We start from the raw sequence: 16,340 nt of genomic DNA on the forward strand, positions 1-16,340 counted from the left end.
CCGCTATGGCAAACGCCGCATTGACCAAATTGCGAAGCTGATTAATAACAATGCCGGAACAAAAGCCACTACGCCAATCGGCAATTGATAGACTAAAGCGGCGTTACTAATCAGCATATTCATCAGTTGAAAGCCCAAACCGATGACGACACCGATAAAAATCCGCTGCCCGATACTAACCTGGCGCTGCGAAGCAAATAGTAACGGAAAAGCTAGAATCCACATTGCGAAAGCGACCACCGGCATCGACAACTTGCGCCAGAAATCCGACTCATACGCGCTGGCATCCAATTCGTTCTGTTGCAGAAATTGAATATAGTTATACAGGTCGTACAGACTCAAATAACGGCTATCGATATCCAATTTAACCAAATCTTCAGGAAGAAACGGCAAAGCGATAGGAAGCTGTTGTAACGACTGCTGAATCAATTGCAGACGCGTCACCGCCAACTGTCCGGCAGTCATACCCGTCTCCTGCTCGGACAATAGCTGCCTTAGCTCGCCAGGCAAAGCGACAAACTGCAAAGAAATCGATTCTCCGTTCGGCATAAGCCACCCGCGATCATCGTTATAAATCAATTTATCGCTCACCTGTAAGCTTTGTAACTGACCATTTTTCAGCGTATAGATGCTGACTTTATTCATCTCCCGTTCGGAAATAATGCGTTCGATATGAATGTAACGTGTACCGTCTTTTAACCAAAAGCCCTGCGAGGTACCGATATCTAAAGAGAAGTTTTTGTTCTGCGCTTCAACACGGACTTTCTGCGCTAAGGATTCACTTTTCGGGGCAATGAATTCGCCGATAATCGCAACCGCTAACCACATCAAAAAAGCCGTCTTCGCCAAGGCCAACAGAATTCGCCACATTGACCAGCCAGTGACGCGCAAAATCGTTAGTTCACCACGATTCGCCAGATTTCCCAATCCCATTAAAGAACCGATCAATAAAGCAATCGGAAACAGCTCATAGAAATAGGTCGGTAATTTCAAGGTCACATAGAGCACAACCTTGAGGTAAGTGAAATCCCCGCTTGCCTTACCGAGCTGATAAATCAAATCGAAGAAACCGACCAGCGAAACCAATACAAACAGCACTAAAGCACTGTAAGCAAACATAGTCCGCCCTAAATAGCGCTCGGTAATATTCATCATGATTTCGCTCCGCTAGAATCAATCCGTTGCGGTTTTATCTTGGTGCTTATCAGCCATCTTCGCAGCGTGGCTTGTAACCATGCAAACAGCCCTAGCCCGACCAAAAGAAATAACAGCGGAATCGGCCAAAGCCCGATTTCTGCGAGCCAGTGACCTTTTTCAATAGCGCTTTCACCTGCCGATAAAGCTTGGTTAAAGAGAATAAAAACCACAATAGCGAGGAACATCTTGCCGAATCGTCCTTGTCTTGGACCGCTTTTAGACAGCATCAAGCCGATTAACCCAAGCACTAGAACGCCTAACGGCATATTCAGACGCCACTGTATCAACGCCTGAGTTTTAGCCGAATCCGAATCCAGCAATTGCCAAGTAAACATCTCTCTTTCTCTTAACTTACTTTGTTCAATTGATAATTCAGGAATCACTCCCTCAAACAGCTCAAAACTTTGTACTTCTAGCCCATCGGCTGGTGGAGATTGCATTTGACTTTGCGTTTGCAGACTGCCATGCAAATTCTGATAACGCCATCCATCCTGTAAACGCAGAACAAGCCCGTTTTTTTCACGCACAAACTTGCCGCTTGGCGCCATTAAAATCAAATCATTACTGCCGTCGCGATATTTAATCCACACCTGTTCCAGCGTCCCGTCGGCATTAATCCTCTTGGCATAAAGAACGCCCTTATCTTTCGGTAAAGGATTGAATTTACCTTCTTGCAAGGCAGCTATCGGCGAGATTGATTGATTTTCCACCAGTAGTTTCTTCTCATACTGCAACGCCATAGGATCGAGAACATTCAATAGCAAATACAGCAACAAGGTAATCGGTAGCAGAAACCACATTAACAATTTACGGAAGTAATTCGGTGAAACACCGCTAGAACTGAGCACCACCATCTCTTGATCTTGATACAGACGCCCGAAAGTCAGTACCACGGCGATCAATACCGACAGCGGTATTATCATTCCTAGGACGTCCGGCAATTTTAACAGGAGCAATTGTCCTACTAGATTGACCGGCACCCGACCATCTAGCGCGCGGCCTAGTAATTTGGTCGCTTCGCCCCCATAGGTAATCAATAGCAAAACACTGATGACCGCTAGAAATGTTAAAGTCAGCTCTCGCAGGAGCATTCGATCAATAATGCGCAAAATCGCTACACCGTCGGCAAATATAGAAATACGCCTATTATAGAAACTCGCCGCTCGGCGGGGGTAGTTTTCTGCCGAACCAAGCGCATTTTTTCGAAAATAAGAGAGCTTTGCACCCAAAAGGAATAAACACGACTAGGTCGCGGATGAAAAATGAGGAAAAATTTGACTGAATAAGGCGGGAAACGCTGCTAATAACCCGCTATTAGCCGTTTTTTCAACACAATTCAGGTGAATTTTAATCATTTTTACTTGTGAAACTATCTCGTGCAAAGCTCTCAATAACCAGCAATTGCTGATATTCATAAAAATTTGTGCTTCAATAACGCAAAATCAAATTACTTTCGGGAAGCCTTATGCTTCCCTCGGTCAAAAGGATCTGCGCGACTATGCAAAAAATTCATTTCTCAGCTTCAGCATCTCAATCTTGTGAAAACTTCGACAGCTTAGCGATAAGCGTTTCTGCCGACGGGCAAGTCTTATGCGACAACCTAACCGAAAAAGCAGCGGTACAGTCACTTATCCAATCTTTGCAAGAAAATGGCGATTTCAAAGGCAAGACCGGTGAAGTCTTTACCTTGGCAATGCCGAGCGGCTTGAGCGTTAAACGCTTATACCTAGTCGGCCTAGGCGAATGTGAAAAGCTAACCAGCAAAAGCTACCTTGCCGCAATTACGGCATTGAGCAAAGCGGTTAATAGCGGCGGCACTGAAAAACTGCTAAACGCAACCATCGCTAGCGCGCCACAAGGCCGTGACAGCGAATGGTGCGCTCGCCAAAACGTCCAGATTTTCCAGCGTAGCTTCTATAGCTATGAACATGTCAGCCGTGGTAAATTCGAATCGCCAAACAACAAACTGGCAGAAATGCATTTCACTCAGGATGTATCCGAAGCGACTATTGCCATCGCGCAGGCAACCGCAATGGGCATGGAGATGACTCAAGACCTAGCCAATATGCCGCCGAATTTCTGCACCCCGACCCACCTTGCCGAAACGGCACAAGAGTTAGGCGAAACCTACGGTTTCGACGTCAATATTCTAGATAAAGAGCAAATGCTGGAAATGGGCATGGGCTCGTTTATGTCAGTCGCACAAGGCAGTGCAACCCCGCCGAAAATGATCTGTATGCAATATAACGGCGGCGGCGATGAGGCACCGATTGCCTTGGTTGGTAAAGGGGTCACTTTTGATACCGGCGGTATTTCCTTAAAACCGGGCGAAGCCATGGACGAAATGAAATACGACATGGGCGGCGCGGCAACCGTATTCGGTGTATTCAAGGCGCTTGGCGAACTAAAGCCGAACATTAATGTAGTGGCAGTCGTACCGTCGACCGAAAATATGCCGGGCGGTAAAGCGGTTAAACCGGGGGATGTCGTAACCTCTCTGTCTGGTCAAACCATCGAAATACTAAACACCGATGCCGAAGGTCGCTTGATTCTATGCGACGCTCTGACCTATTGCCAACAGACCTATAAACCAGCCAAAGTAATTGATATGGCAACGCTAACCGGCGCTTGTATTATCGCCCTAGGCAAACATGTATCGGGTATTTTAGGCAACGATCAAGCCTTGATTGATGAAATCCGTGCCGCCGGTGAAGAAACCTATGACCGCCTCTGGCAGTTACCGCTTGGTGAAGAGTGGGATGAGCAGCTGAAATCGAATTTCGCCGACATGGCCAATATCGGCGGACGTGCTGGCGGCACGATCACCGCAGCACAATTCTTGGCACGCTTCACGAAAGAGATCCCTTGGGCGCACTTGGATATCGCCGGTACGGCTTGGGTTAGCGGTAATGACAAAGGCGCGACCGGCCGTCCGGTTCCTGCCTTAGTTGAATACCTAAATAAACAGGCCAAATAACCAAGATGAAACCGAACGCATCAACCAGTGTCGAAACTCGCGACGATAATGCCAAAGACGTACTGTTTTACATTCTGAACAGCACTGATAGCGCCAGTCGCGAAGCTTTTGTCTGTAAATTGATTAACAAAATTTACCAACAGGGCCGACACTGTGATGTGCGTTTTGCCGATCAGCAAGAAGCGCAACGCTTCGAACTCACACTATGGAACTGGAAGGCCGAGAGCTTTATCCCGCACGCCATACAACGACAAGTACCGGCACCGGTGCAACTCTATTCAGGGCAGATCGATAAACCTTGTGCAGATGTTCTAATCAATCTGCATCCTGACTTTTCCGAACAGTACAACAACTATCAAAGAACGATTGAAGTCGTTGACCAGTCCGAATTTTTGGTGCAAAAAGGTCGGCAACGCTATAAAGACTACGGGGCTCGTAACTTACAACCGACCGTACATAAAATCGGTTTTGAGTAAGTGATAAAACATGATTTAACACATATCCCTCGCCATTAATGTAATCTTATCTAGGTTTTAAAAAAGCCATTCTCTATAATTGGCCTAATCTCTTAAAAACTCAATTACTAGAGGTTTTGCTATGGACATTACCAGCCTACTGACTTTCAGTGTCGAACAAGGCGCATCTGACCTCCACCTTTCCGCCGGTCAACCGCCAATCCTTCGTATCAACGGTGATATCACCCGTATCGATGCACCGGATTTTGAAGAAGAACAGTTGCAGTTAATGGTTTACGATGTCATGACTGACGCACAGCGCCGTCACTTCGAAGGCGAACTCGAAGCGGATTTCTCATTCGAAATTCCAGATTTAGCGCGTTTTCGTGTTAACGTCTTTATGCAAAACCGTGGTATCGGTGCCGTATTCCGAACCATCCCGAGTGAAATTCTGACACTTGAACAGCTCAAGGCTCCTGCGATTTTCAAAGACATCTCAAGCTTTCCACGCGGCATTGTTCTGGTAACCGGCCCAACCGGTTCCGGTAAATCAACCACTCTGGCCGGCATGATTGACTACGTAAACAAAAATTTCGCTTCACATATTCTGACCATTGAGGATCCGATTGAATTCGTACATCGACCGATTCTAAGCCTGATTAACCAGCGTGAAGTGCACCGCGACACCAAGAGTTTTGAAAACTCGCTTCGTTCAGCGCTGCGTGAAGACCCTGACGTCATTCTAGTCGGGGAGCTTCGTGATTTAGAAACCATTCGTCTAGCGCTAACCGCGGCAGAAACCGGTCACTTGGTGTTCGGAACCTTACACACCAGTTCAGCAGCAAAAACCATTGACCGTATTATCGACGTATTCCCTGCTGAAGAGAAAGATATGGTTCGCTCGATGTTGTCAGAGTCGCTACGAGCGGTAATTTCACAAACGCTTTTGAAAAAAATCTCCGGCGGCCGTATTGCCGCGCATGAAATCATGCTGGCAACAGCAGCGATTCGAAACCTGATTCGTGAAGCAAAAATTCCGCAGATGTATTCGGTCATTCAGACCTCTAACCAACTTGGGATGCAAACCCTCGATCAGAACCTGAAACAGCTGGTCGACAGCGGCATGATAACCCCTGAAGCTGCGCGCTCGAAAGCAGTTAACAAACAGAACTTTACCTAGGAGTTTAGGATGGATCAAGAACTCACCGACCTACAGAAACTGCTGATTCACTTCACTGACAACGACGGCTCCGACCTTTTCATTACCGCCGGTCGACCGATTGCAATGAAAAAAAGCGGCAAACTGGTTGATCTTACCGAAAATAAGGTAACCCCGGATTTAGCGCGCGAACTGTGCTACGAAATCATGAATCATGACCAACTATCGACCTTCCAAACCACGTCGGAAGCCAACTTTGCCTACCGAATTACCGGCCGCGCTCGTTACCGTGTCAATGTTTTCGTGCAACGTGGAACACCGGGCATGGTCATTCGTTCCGTACATACCGAAATCCCGAGTTTTGAAGAGTTGAATTTACCGCCGGTATTACGCGAACTGGTTCTGAAAAAGCGCGGTCTGATTCTCATTGTTGGCGGAACCGGTTCCGGTAAATCCACCAGTTTGGCGAGTATGATCGGAGTACGTAACCGTGAGACGCAAGGACACATTATCACCATTGAAGATCCTATCGAATTTGTGCATAGCCACGACGGCTGTATCGTAACCCAGCGCGAAGTTGGCGTTGATACAGATTCTTATGAAAATGCACTTAAGAACACCTTACGTCAGGCTCCAGATGTTATCTTAATCGGTGAGATCCGTGCTCAAGAAACCATGGAACACGCTATCGCCTTTGCCGAAACCGGCCACTTATGTCTATCAACATTGCACGCCAACAACACCAACCAAGCTTTGGATCGTATCATCAACTTTTTCCCGATTGATCATAAAAACCATTTATTGCTCGACCTTTCTTTGAACTTACGTGCTATCATTTCCCAGCGGCTAATCCCTAAAATTGGTGGGGGCATGATTGCCGCCGTTGAAGTATTGATTAACTCACCACGTATTGCCGAACTGGTCATGCAGGGTAAGGTGAGCGAAATTAAAGAAGTTATCGCCAAATCTTCCGCGCAAGGCATGCAAACATTTGACCAACATATCTTTCAATTATATGAAGATGGTTTAATCAGTTACGAAGACGCCTTGCGCAATGCCGACGCGATGAATGATGTACGTCTGAATATCAAACTGAACAGTAAGCGTCATCGTCCCGGCGACACTGATATCGGTGAAGATAGTAACTTTATTTTACGAGAGCAGTCGAAAGAAGAATGAGACTAAAAAAACACTTTCACAGCTTGCTTGAGCAACCGATGAAAAAAACCTTTTTCGCTGCATTGAGCAGCGTTTTTGTTTTTAGTGCGACAACTAACAATGCTCAGGCACAAGCCTTTCACGAAGAGCAGACTTCCATTGAAGTGTTCTGTAGTCAATGGTCAAAAAAGCTCCGCACCGTCAAATATGATGGTTGTCTGGATTTACACCTGAAAATTGCCGATACTCGTTCGTCGGAAAAAAGATTACTAACCTACAAAGAATTTGTGCCGACCGAACACAACGGCGAAGCAACTCGTCCAAAAGGAAAAATCCTTTTTATCAGTGGCATTCACGGTGATGAGTACTCTGCGATCAGTATCACTTACTTGTGGATGCTGGCAATGCAAAACAACAAAAATGTCCGTAACCACCACTGGCTGTTTTTACCATTGACCAATCCCGACGGCTTATTCCGCAGTGACCCTGCAACACGCCAAAATGCCAATGGCGTGGATTTGAATCGCAACTTTCCTTCACCGGATTGGGATGACAGCGCTTTGGATTTTTGGGAGCACTATTACCGTAAAAACGAGCGTCGCTACCCTGGGCCATCAGCCGCTTCAGAGATTGAGACTCAATGGATGGTCAAAACCATTGAACGTTTCCAACCAGATGCAATTATCTCCGTTCATGCACCTTATGGACTCTTGGATTACGATGGTCCTGAGCATGCCGTACCCAGTAAAATCGGTGTACTTGACTATCGTGAATTAGGTACTTTTCCAGGCTCTCTTGGTCGTTACGCAGGAGAATATTTGGACATTCCGGTGCTCACTTTAGAATTGCGTTCTGCTGGAGCTATGCCGAAAGAAAAAGATATTGTACAGATGTGGCAAGATATCGAAAAATGGTCAAATGAAAAAATTCGTCACTTAGAACGAGATTTTTAACCGACCATAAAAAAAGCAGCCATAGCAGCTGCTTTTTTATTCGCTAAATCAGAAGAGGTTAACGGAAAACATACTTAATTTCTTTTGCCTCGGTGTCTTGAACCGCAATGCGCCATTCACCTTCCAAATCCCGCTTCCAGAACTGATGCACCATCTTGTCTTTACCGGCAGGAAAAGTCACATAATATAAATTTTCTTCACTTGGATAACGGAAGATAGACACATCCTTCCATGCTAAGCCCGGTTGATTGTCATTTAACCAAGCACGTACTTCATCCACTAAATACACCGAATCGCGATTAAAGGTCAACTGCGAGCTTTCTTCGTCGACGATGATAATCGGCGTACTTAAAGGCAAGCTGTATTCAGTCAGCAATTTTTCCATCGCACTGTTGTTTAGTACAACGCAACCTCGACTTGAACGAGGCGCACGAATATAGGTGTCTCGCGGCACGCCGTGCAACCAAATCCCAGAACCTGTTTTGCCAAGCGATTTATCCCATTTATTTGGGTAATTAATTGGCAAGGCACCCACTCCGTAAAGCTCTGGAAGGCGTTGATCTTCAATCATATCGACCACATGATAAACACCTATCGGAGTTCGTTTGTCGCCCTCTTTCTGCTTTCCTGCCCCTTTAGAACCAACCGTCACATAATAATCGGCTAACTGCTGCATCTTACCGTTTTTATCAGCCCCAAACAGATACAGACGGCTATCTGGAATATTGACGATGACCATGTACTTCTGCTGAGCAGATTTAAGGACATAGTGCTCAAAACCGGAATTCTTCTGTAATGCATTTTCGGCAAATTGCCAACGTACACGCGCCTCGTCTTCCAACTTAGAAATTGTCTTTGGATGGCTTTTACGATACTCCGCCAACATCTCTTGCTTACCGGCTTTGAGCGCTAACAAATCGGCTTGCATTAGCTGCACCAACTTATAATTGGGATTTTCTTGGCTGATTTCGGAAAATGCCCCGACGGCTTGGTTTAATGCTAAGTTTTGCATCGCTTGCATTCCGGTCAACAATTTCTGTTCAACCATCAACGCTTTATCCCCTTGTGCAGCATTTACCACCAAAGGGAAAGCTAGACAAAACCTTAATGCCGTTTTAATCACCATTCGCATAAACTACTTCCTCGCGGATAATTTTCCAATCACCGCCGTCTTTCTGCCAAACAAGGAATTTATGAATCGTGTCTCTAAAACGATCTGATTCGTAACGCTGCTCAAAGTCGGCTCGAACCTGCTCTCCGCCATCAAGTTCTGTCAGCTTCAAATCATCTAAATAGATTCTGATATATTTTGGGTTGCGGACATTACGATAACGGCTTTTTTCCCAAGAACGATAGCTCATACCGTTCTTTGGCTGGAATTCATTCGGATCATAAAAGCTTAAGTAACGATCAACATCTTGCGAAGACCAAGCTTGTCGCCAACCTTCTACCAGACCGGTTACTTCAAACAACGCATTGCTTAACGGTTTTTGTTCAGCTGGGGTTTCAGGTACCACTGCCACACTAGTCTCTTTCGGCACACTTACGTCACCCGGCAGTTCAATAAATAACAGCTCACCCTTTGGCTGTTTTACCGTGGTTTTCTCAAACACCTTTTTATAAGCTTGCTGTGCTTGATAGGCATAAATTTGATTTAAGTTATCCAGTGTTCTGGCAACCTGCTTATCGGCTTGTAACGCAGCATCTAAACGCTGTTGTGCTTGTTCATATTTTTTCTGGCGCATCAAAACGACGGCCAAATTATTCTCTAAAGCACGTTTTAGTTCGGGGGAATTGTTTGGATTTTTGCTGAGCTTATCCCAAATATTATAGGCTTCATCCAACTTATCGTTCTTCATCGCCTGCCAGCCCTTCTCAAATGCCTGTTTTTGTTCAGCGCCATTCATCGCTGAAAACGCCGGAGGCGTAAACAAAAGCACCAAACTCAAAAATGCCGTGGAAGTGATCGTTTTCAATGGGTTACACGCAATGCGAGAAGCAGTATTCATTACATTCCTAAAAGTTAAAATTTCTCAGCAATCAGCTATTCTAGCCTAAATCCCCTACGCCGACCATGTCGGATTTCATGCTTTTTATCTGATCTCTTAAGGATGCTGCCGTTTCAAAGTCGAGATCTTTGGCAGCCTGATACATCTGCTTTTCCAACTTCTTAATATGAGAGGCTAATTGCGCCGGAGTCATTTTCTCTTGTACAGCATATTCACCACCTCTTTCAGCAGCGATGGCGATCTTCGCGGAAGCGCTACTTTTCGAAGCATACGGCGAATCTTCAAGGATATCGGTAACCTTTTTATTCAGCGGTTGCGGAACGATTCCTCGCTCGGCATTGTAGGCAATCTGTTTGGCACGACGACGCTCGGTTTCGTCAATCGCTACCTTCATCGAACGCGTGATTTTGTCGGCATACAGAATTGCCTTGCCTTCTACATTACGTGCCGCCCTTCCTATGGTCTGAATCAGAGAACGCTCGGAACGTAAGAAACCTTCCTTGTCGGCATCCAGAATGGCCACCAAAGCCACTTCCGGAATATCGAGGCCTTCTCGAAGCAAGTTAATCCCAACCAATACATCAAACTCGCCGAGACGTAAATCTCGAATAATTTCGATACGTTCAACCGTATCAATATCCGAATGCATATAACGAACACGGATATTGTGGTCTTCAAAATACTCAGTGAGGTTTTCTGCCATACGCTTGGTCAGCACCGTCACTAAAATACGCTGTCCTTTCTCTACCCGCCAATTGATTTCACCAAGCAAATCATCAACCTGGCTCAAAGCCGGACGCACTTCGATCTCAGGGTCTAGCAATCCGGTCGGGCGCACCACCTGTTCAATAATGGTATCCGTATGCTCACCTTCATATTTACCCGGCGTCGCGGAAACAAAGATGGTTTGCGGCATCAAATCTTCAAACTCATCAAATTTAAGCGGACGGTTATCCATCGCCGACGGCAGACGAAAACCGTAAGTGACCAGATTCTCTTTACGCGATCGGTCACCTTTATACATGCCACCGATTTGCGGAATGGTAACGTGACTTTCATCAATCACCATCAAAGCATCTTTAGGCAAATAATCCATTAAGGTCGGCGGCGGCATTCCCGGCCCACGCTGAGACAGATAACGCGAATAGTTTTCAATGCCTGTGCAATAACCAAGCTCCATCATCATTTCAATATCCAACTTGGTACGCTCTTCCAAACGTTGTGCTTCGACCAGCTTGCTCATGCTTCGTAGTTCTTCGAGACGGATTTTCAGATCGACTTTAACTTGCTCAATCATCTCCAGAACGCGCTCACGCGGCGTCACATAGTGACTTTTTGGATAAACAGTAACCCGCGATGGTTTACTTAAGGCTTCGCCAGTCAGGGGATCAAACCAAACAATCTGCTCAACTTCGTCATCAAACAATTCTATGCGTACTGCATATTCCTCTGCTTCGGCCGGGAAAATATCGATCACGTCACCGCGTACTCGAAACGTACCGCGCCACAGCTCAATATCATTACGGGTATACTGCATCGACGTCAGGCGCTTGAGAATTTCGCGCTGACTGATTTCATCGCCAAGACGCAGTTGCAAAATCATCTTCAAATACATTTCCGGATCACCTAATCCGTAAATCGCCGATACGGTGGCAATTAAAATGACATCTTGGCGCTCTAACAACGCTTTGGTTGCCGAAAGCCGGAGTTGCTCAATCTGTTCATTGACCGAAGAATCTTTGGCAATATAAGTATCGGAGGCCGGAACATAAGCTTCCGGCTGATAGTAATCGTAATAAGAGACGAAATACTCGACCGCATTATTCGGGAAAAAGCCTTTCATCTCTCCATATAACTGCGCGGCAAGGGTTTTATTGTGCGCCAAAATAATGGTCGGACGCTGTACTTCGGAAATCACATTTGCCACGGTAAAAGTCTTACCGGAACCCGTCACACCAAGCAATGTTTGATAAGCTTCACCACATTCTAGGCCGTCGATTAATTGGGCAATCGCAGTCGGCTGATCTCCATTTGGAGAGTAGTTGGAAACCAATTCGAATTTCTTATCACTTTTCGCCACAATTAGTCCTTTTTAACGTCGCATAAATCCAGTAGAATGCTATAAATCAGATTTATATTAGAGCCAATGATTTTACGCCCTTCTCATTCCAACACGCTAGTCTCTTCAGCGTGCGTATTATACAAGCTCGAAAATGTGTGGAGAAATACAATCTATGAGCAGCTTATCGGATCGCGTCAATCGAGTTAAACCGTCCCTAACGCTTGTCATCACTGCAAAAGCAGCCGAATTAAAACGCGCCGGTAAAGACATTCTAAGCCTTGGTGCGGGCGAACCAGATTTCGACACGCCAGACCACATTAAAGCTGCCGGTATCGCCGCGATTCAAAATGGCGAAACCCGTTACACCGCAGTTGATGGCACTGCCGATCTAAAAGAAGCGATTATTGCCAAATTCAAGCGCGACAACGGTTTGGATTTCGGAATGAATCAGATTTTGGTTTCGTCCGGCGGAAAACAAAGTTTCTATAACCTGTGCCAAGCAGTTCTGAACGACGGCGATGAAGTCATTATTCCTGCTCCTTATTGGGTGTCTTATCCGGACATGGCGCTTTTGGCGGGTGGTGAGCCTATCATTATCAATGCAGGTATTGAACAAGGTTTTAAAGTCACGGCTGAACAAATCGAAGCGGCGATTAGCGATAAAACTAAAATTTTAGTTTTAAACAGTCCTTCAAACCCGACCGGCGCGGTCTATACAGCAGAAGAATTAAAAGCAATTGGTGATGTATTGGCGAAATACCCGAATATACTGATTGCATCGGACGATATGTACGAACACATTATGCTGGGTGATAAGACCTTCACCAATATTCTAGAAGTCAGTCCTGAACTGACCGACCGCACCATTGTTATGAACGGTGTTTCTAAAGCTTATTCAATGACCGGTTGGCGTATCGGCTATGCGGGTGGGCCAGTAGAAATCATTGCCGCGATGCGCAAGGTACAGTCGCAAAGTACTTCCAACCCATGCTCAATTTCGCAAGCGGCTTCAGTGGCCGCACTAAATGGCTCGCAAGAATGCATTCAAACTATGCTGGTTGAATTCAAAAAACGCCATCAATATGTCGTAGAACGCATCAATACCCTACCAGGTTTTAAATGCATTCATGCCGATGGCGCTTTCTATGCCTTTATGGATATTTCCGAAGCCATTAAAATGAAAGGTTATGCGACCGATGCAGAGTTCGCCAGTGCACTTCTAGAAGAAAAACTGGTTGCTGCCGTTCCGGGTTCAGGGTTCGGTAGCGACGGACACCTTCGCTTCTCCTTTGCAACAAGCATGGAAATTCTGATTGAAGCAATCGATCGCGTTGAAGAATTTATGAAAGCGTAAGCGTAACTGCCATTTCTTTTTCAAATTAAAACCGCTCCTTGTTAGCGGTTTTTTTATACCTGTTTCATTCTTATTGAATCTGTAAATTGTCTGCTTGCATTGCAGAGAACCTTTCTCTTAAAAACACTGCAAAACGAGGTAGACCGGTTCTAGTGTGACCTTGATATTGGAATGTCACCACACTTCCTATTTTCGGCGGTTGTAGACGCTGCTGATCCGACAAGCCTGAACCTAATCGAATTTCCGTTGCCGATTCAATTGCCAACTTAGGAAACAGTCGAGGTTTTTGCGACGGCAACAATTCGCAACGTAAAGCCCCAACACGATTCAACAAACGTCCCTTTCCCGGAACATAACCCGTTACGGTACACTCCGCTTCTAACTTGGGTTTGATTTTAAAAACATTGTTTAAACGCCCGACTTGGTGCTTTCGACCTGCGTCTCGTAAAATAATACCCTCACCGCCTAGCTCCAGTACGCTTTGATAAAACGACTGCAATTGACGATAACTGCCTATTCTGTGCTGAGCAATGATTTTAAGTTGTTTAGGCTGAGTCTGTTTAAGAAAAAGCTGCAACCGATGCAAACGTTGTAACAAATTTCCATCCGTCTTCGGAACATCAAAAACAAGATACTGAACCTTAGACCATAAATTTGGATAGCCGACCTGATTGTTTAAACTGGCTAACACCATTTTATTAACGCGATGAAACTGTTTTGTTGCTAACCACAGTTCGCCATCAACAGGAAAATCAGGCAATTGCCTTAAAAACGACTGCGGTGCGAAAATTCGATTACCCTGCTTGGTTGTTAACTGTTTGCCATCCCAAATCGCTCGCACACCATCATATTTTCGACTCGCGAACCACTCGACCTGCGCCGACTCTGCGGCGAACAAGTCCCTTGCTTGTTGCATATTTAGAGTAGACGGCAAAAAAATCAACGATGAATTGGCAAAAACCTTAATGCTTAGCAGAAGCGTTAGAAAAAAGAATGTAAACACGGTGCATGCTAGATATGCCGATTTAATACCGACGCATCTAGCCTTTAAGGTTAAACAGATGGACAAATTCAATCCTTAAAGCGCAAATCATCGCTAATTATTTGTAACGTCTTCGGTCCGATCCCCTTAATCATCAATAAATCTTCCGCCTTAGTACATTTATGTTCTTGGCAGTAATCGGAAATCCTCTGTGCTTTGACCATGCCAATCCCTTTAAGAGATTCAGCAATTCGTTGACTATCTGCAGTATTTACATTGACCGGAGCGGCCGCTAAACCACCCGAAAAAACAATAGCAAATGCGCCGATTGAAACAATTCTTCGTAAATTCATAGTGACTCCTCAGGCAACAAACATGATCTATCGCCTTTTATTAATTGCGTTACTGAAAAATAAACATTGCAAAAACAACACTAAATATTTGTACATTAAACAAATTCGTTTTGCACATATTAGTTTTTAATAAAGATCAGAAACAGAACTTATAAAAGAATATTTAAATACACTGAAATAAAAACTTTTATTTATCTTTCATAAATATCAAAAATTACCTACTTAAGTAAATTAGCAAACATTGAAATCACCACAGTTTACTTACACATAAAAAATTAAAATATCATCATTTCCAAATACAATAAAATAATAATTATCTAATATTATCAATAACTTATAAATTAACAACACTAAAATCCGGATCATAAAAGACTGAAATAAAAAAACGAATTTCTTATATAAAATTTTCTGAAATGCCAAATAAGTAAAGATTGTTTAATGTTTAAAAAACCAAACAAAACCGGACTTAACATTGATGTTTTATCTTCAGAAAAGATTCCTATCGAAACACCTACAACTATTGTTCATTACCAGCCTGTCGGTACTCACCCTGCCCTCTCTGGCTTCCTCCAACAATGAAATCCAAATCGGTCAAGTCGGCCAAACCACTTACGACCAGACAGTGATCCTAGGCGGTACAGTAATCCCGTTTAAAGAAGTCACCATTACCGCGCAAACAGCCGGACAAGTTGATTATCTCTCTGGAATTGAAGGCGATGTATTTCAAGCGGGTACCTTACTAGTCTCAATTAGCGACGATGCGTTAAGAGCAAAACGAGAGGCGGCAATCGCGCAGTGGAACCGTGCCCAGATTGCTCATCAAAATGCGGTAACGCAATACAATCGTGAACTTTGGTCACCAAAAACCGAACAAGCCATGCCGGGAATGGGTTTGCCGAATTTAATGGATCAGATGTTTGCTCGTCCGATGTCCAAGCAAATGGGCTACGGAGACAGTGAAGTAAATAAACGCGCCGACTTGGCAAATGCCTCTTCGCAAGTGCAGCAAGCACAGGCAGAAATGGCGATGATTAAAGCGCAGATTGATGAAATTGATGTTTTGCTAAACGATACAAAGTCCACGGCACCTTTTGACGGCGTTGTGGTTGAAAAACTCATTGAAGCCGGTGACAGCGTTCAACCCGGCCAACCTCTATTAGTCTTTGCTAAAAGCAACCATCTAAGCATCGAGATTAATGTCCCTGTTAATTTGATGTACGGCATTCGAAAAGGACAAATTTTCCAAGCTCGTATCTCAAACGGCAATCCTATTCCCGTTCGGATCGCGCAAGTTTTCCCAGTAGCAAATGGTCAACAGCACACCGTGAAAGTAAAACTGGATTTACCTTTAGGTGCTGCCGCTGCTCCGGGCATGTATGCCCAAGTCATGCTGAAGAACTCTCAATCGCAGCAACGACTTTTCCCTGTTATTCCTAAATCGGCAGTCGTTAAACGTGGCAGCCTGCCCAGCGTATTCGTCTATAACCCGCAGAACCACAAAGTTTCATTGCGAGTTATTCGCACCGGGCATGCATCTGACAATCAATATTTTAGTGTTCTCTCCGGCTTAAAAAGCGGCGAGCAAATCGTACTCAATCCACCGGCTAGCATTATCTCGGGTAATGTGATCCAAAACGGCAGATTACTTTCGGCAACCCAATAAACCGGACGAGAGACAACT

The 16,340-nt window shown here is 44.9% G+C and carries 14 protein-coding genes; 7 read left to right on the forward strand and 7 right to left on the reverse strand.

The genetic code is table 11. From position 1 onward, the window contains the following. Positions 1-3: 3 nt before the first annotated feature. Together lptG and lptF are read right to left on the reverse strand one after the other, a co-directional pair. A complete protein-coding gene (gene lptG, locus J3998_RS02250) occupies positions 4-1,155 on the reverse strand; it encodes an LPS export ABC transporter permease LptG (RefSeq protein ID WP_208147238.1) in 1,152 nt (383 codons plus the stop codon). Continuing rightward, the gene (lptF, locus tag J3998_RS02255; protein WP_208147239.1) at positions 1,152-2,306 is read right to left on the reverse strand and encodes an LPS export ABC transporter permease LptF; all 1,155 of its coding nucleotides are present in this window, start codon (positions 2,304-2,306) and stop codon (positions 1,152-1,154) included. Before lptF ends, lptG begins: the two co-directional genes overlap by 4 nt. Before the next feature lie 389 nt (positions 2,307-2,695). On the opposite strand from lptF, the gene J3998_RS02260 reads away from it, so the two are divergent. The 5 genes from J3998_RS02260 to J3998_RS02280 all read left to right on the forward strand — a co-directional run bounded on the left by J3998_RS02260 (position 2,696) and on the right by J3998_RS02280 (position 7,899). Next, positions 2,696-4,174, forward strand: coding sequence for a leucyl aminopeptidase (locus J3998_RS02260; protein WP_208147242.1), 1,479 nt, complete (start codon positions 2,696-2,698; stop codon positions 4,172-4,174). A 5-nt stretch (positions 4,175-4,179) separates the two neighbouring features. Continuing rightward, positions 4,180-4,650, forward strand: coding sequence for a DNA polymerase III subunit chi (locus tag J3998_RS02265; RefSeq protein ID WP_208147243.1), 471 nt, complete (start codon positions 4,180-4,182; stop codon positions 4,648-4,650). Positions 4,651-4,771: 121 nt separating this feature from the next. Then, entirely contained in the window at positions 4,772-5,809 is a 1,038-nt protein-coding gene (locus tag J3998_RS02270; protein WP_208147245.1) for a type IV pilus twitching motility protein PilT, read from the forward strand. Between the two features lie 9 nt (positions 5,810-5,818). Next, positions 5,819-6,967, forward strand: a complete 1,149-nt coding sequence (locus J3998_RS02275) for a PilT/PilU family type 4a pilus ATPase (protein ID WP_208147247.1) — start codon at positions 5,819-5,821, stop codon at positions 6,965-6,967. 38 nt (positions 6,968-7,005) lie between these two features. Then, entirely contained in the window at positions 7,006-7,899 is an 894-nt protein-coding gene (locus tag J3998_RS02280; protein WP_208147249.1) for a M14 family zinc carboxypeptidase, read from the forward strand. Between the two features lie 58 nt (positions 7,900-7,957). Here the strand turns inward: J3998_RS02280 and J3998_RS02285 are convergent, their stop codons facing one another. The 3 genes from J3998_RS02285 to uvrB are packed head-to-tail and all read right to left on the reverse strand — an operon-like array spanning position 7,958 to position 11,988. After that, a complete protein-coding gene (locus J3998_RS02285; RefSeq protein WP_208147251.1) occupies positions 7,958-9,031 on the reverse strand; it encodes a L,D-transpeptidase family protein in 1,074 nt (357 codons plus the stop codon). Further along, a complete protein-coding gene (locus J3998_RS02290; RefSeq protein WP_208147253.1) occupies positions 9,015-9,908 on the reverse strand; it encodes a L,D-transpeptidase Cds6 family protein in 894 nt (297 codons plus the stop codon). Before J3998_RS02290 ends, J3998_RS02285 begins: the two co-directional genes overlap by 17 nt. A gap of 40 nt (positions 9,909-9,948) precedes the next feature. Beyond that, positions 9,949-11,988 (reverse strand): excinuclease ABC subunit UvrB, encoded by a 2,040-nt coding sequence (uvrB, locus tag J3998_RS02295; RefSeq protein ID WP_208147255.1) that lies wholly within the window; start codon positions 11,986-11,988, stop codon positions 9,949-9,951. Positions 11,989-12,142: 154 nt separating this feature from the next. Here uvrB and J3998_RS02300 point away from each other — a divergent pair, with 154 nt between their 5' ends. After that, positions 12,143-13,324: a pyridoxal phosphate-dependent aminotransferase gene (locus tag J3998_RS02300; protein ID WP_208147257.1), complete on the forward strand. Its 1,182-nt coding sequence runs from the start codon at positions 12,143-12,145 to the stop codon at positions 13,322-13,324. 70 nt (positions 13,325-13,394) lie between these two features. On the opposite strand, the gene J3998_RS02305 is transcribed toward J3998_RS02300, so the two are convergent. Next, entirely contained in the window at positions 13,395-14,240 is an 846-nt protein-coding gene (locus J3998_RS02305) for a DNA ligase (protein WP_208147259.1), read from the reverse strand. Between the two features lie 155 nt (positions 14,241-14,395). Continuing rightward, positions 14,396-14,659: a ComEA family DNA-binding protein gene (locus J3998_RS02310; RefSeq protein WP_208147262.1), complete on the reverse strand. Its 264-nt coding sequence runs from the start codon at positions 14,657-14,659 to the stop codon at positions 14,396-14,398. 475 nt (positions 14,660-15,134) lie between these two features. Between J3998_RS02310 and J3998_RS02315 the strand changes: the two genes are divergently transcribed. Next, complete coding sequence (locus J3998_RS02315) at positions 15,135-16,322, forward strand: efflux RND transporter periplasmic adaptor subunit (RefSeq protein WP_208147264.1); 1,188 nt, start codon at positions 15,135-15,137, stop codon at positions 16,320-16,322. The last annotated feature ends 18 nt before the right edge of the window (positions 16,323-16,340 follow it).

It is taken from the genome of Thiomicrorhabdus marina (assembly GCF_017571465.1).
GTDB lineage: Bacteria > Pseudomonadota > Gammaproteobacteria > Thiomicrospirales > Thiomicrospiraceae > Thiomicrorhabdus > Thiomicrorhabdus marina.

Excerpts from the sequence above, each read along its gene's own strand:
- lptG (WP_208147238.1), bottom strand. The coding sequence starts at position 1,155 with ATGATGAATATTACCGAGCGCTATTTAGGGCGGACTATGTTTGCTTAC.
- J3998_RS02260 (WP_208147242.1), top strand. The coding sequence starts at position 2,696 with ATGCAAAAAATTCATTTCTCAGCTTCAGCATCTCAATCTTGTGAAAAC.
- J3998_RS02265 (WP_208147243.1), top strand. The coding sequence starts at position 4,180 with ATGAAACCGAACGCATCAACCAGTGTCGAAACTCGCGACGATAATGCC.
- J3998_RS02270 (WP_208147245.1), top strand. The coding sequence starts at position 4,772 with ATGGACATTACCAGCCTACTGACTTTCAGTGTCGAACAAGGCGCATCT.
- J3998_RS02275 (WP_208147247.1), top strand. The coding sequence starts at position 5,819 with ATGGATCAAGAACTCACCGACCTACAGAAACTGCTGATTCACTTCACT.
- J3998_RS02280 (WP_208147249.1), top strand. The coding sequence starts at position 7,006 with ATGAAAAAAACCTTTTTCGCTGCATTGAGCAGCGTTTTTGTTTTTAGT.
- J3998_RS02285 (WP_208147251.1), bottom strand. The coding sequence starts at position 9,031 with ATGCGAATGGTGATTAAAACGGCATTAAGGTTTTGTCTAGCTTTCCCT.
- J3998_RS02290 (WP_208147253.1), bottom strand. The coding sequence starts at position 9,908 with ATGAATACTGCTTCTCGCATTGCGTGTAACCCATTGAAAACGATCACT.
- J3998_RS02300 (WP_208147257.1), top strand. The coding sequence starts at position 12,143 with ATGAGCAGCTTATCGGATCGCGTCAATCGAGTTAAACCGTCCCTAACG.
- J3998_RS02305 (WP_208147259.1), bottom strand. The coding sequence starts at position 14,240 with ATGCAACAAGCAAGGGACTTGTTCGCCGCAGAGTCGGCGCAGGTCGAG.
- J3998_RS02310 (WP_208147262.1), bottom strand. The coding sequence starts at position 14,659 with ATGAATTTACGAAGAATTGTTTCAATCGGCGCATTTGCTATTGTTTTT.
- J3998_RS02315 (WP_208147264.1), top strand. The coding sequence starts at position 15,135 with ATGTTTTATCTTCAGAAAAGATTCCTATCGAAACACCTACAACTATTG.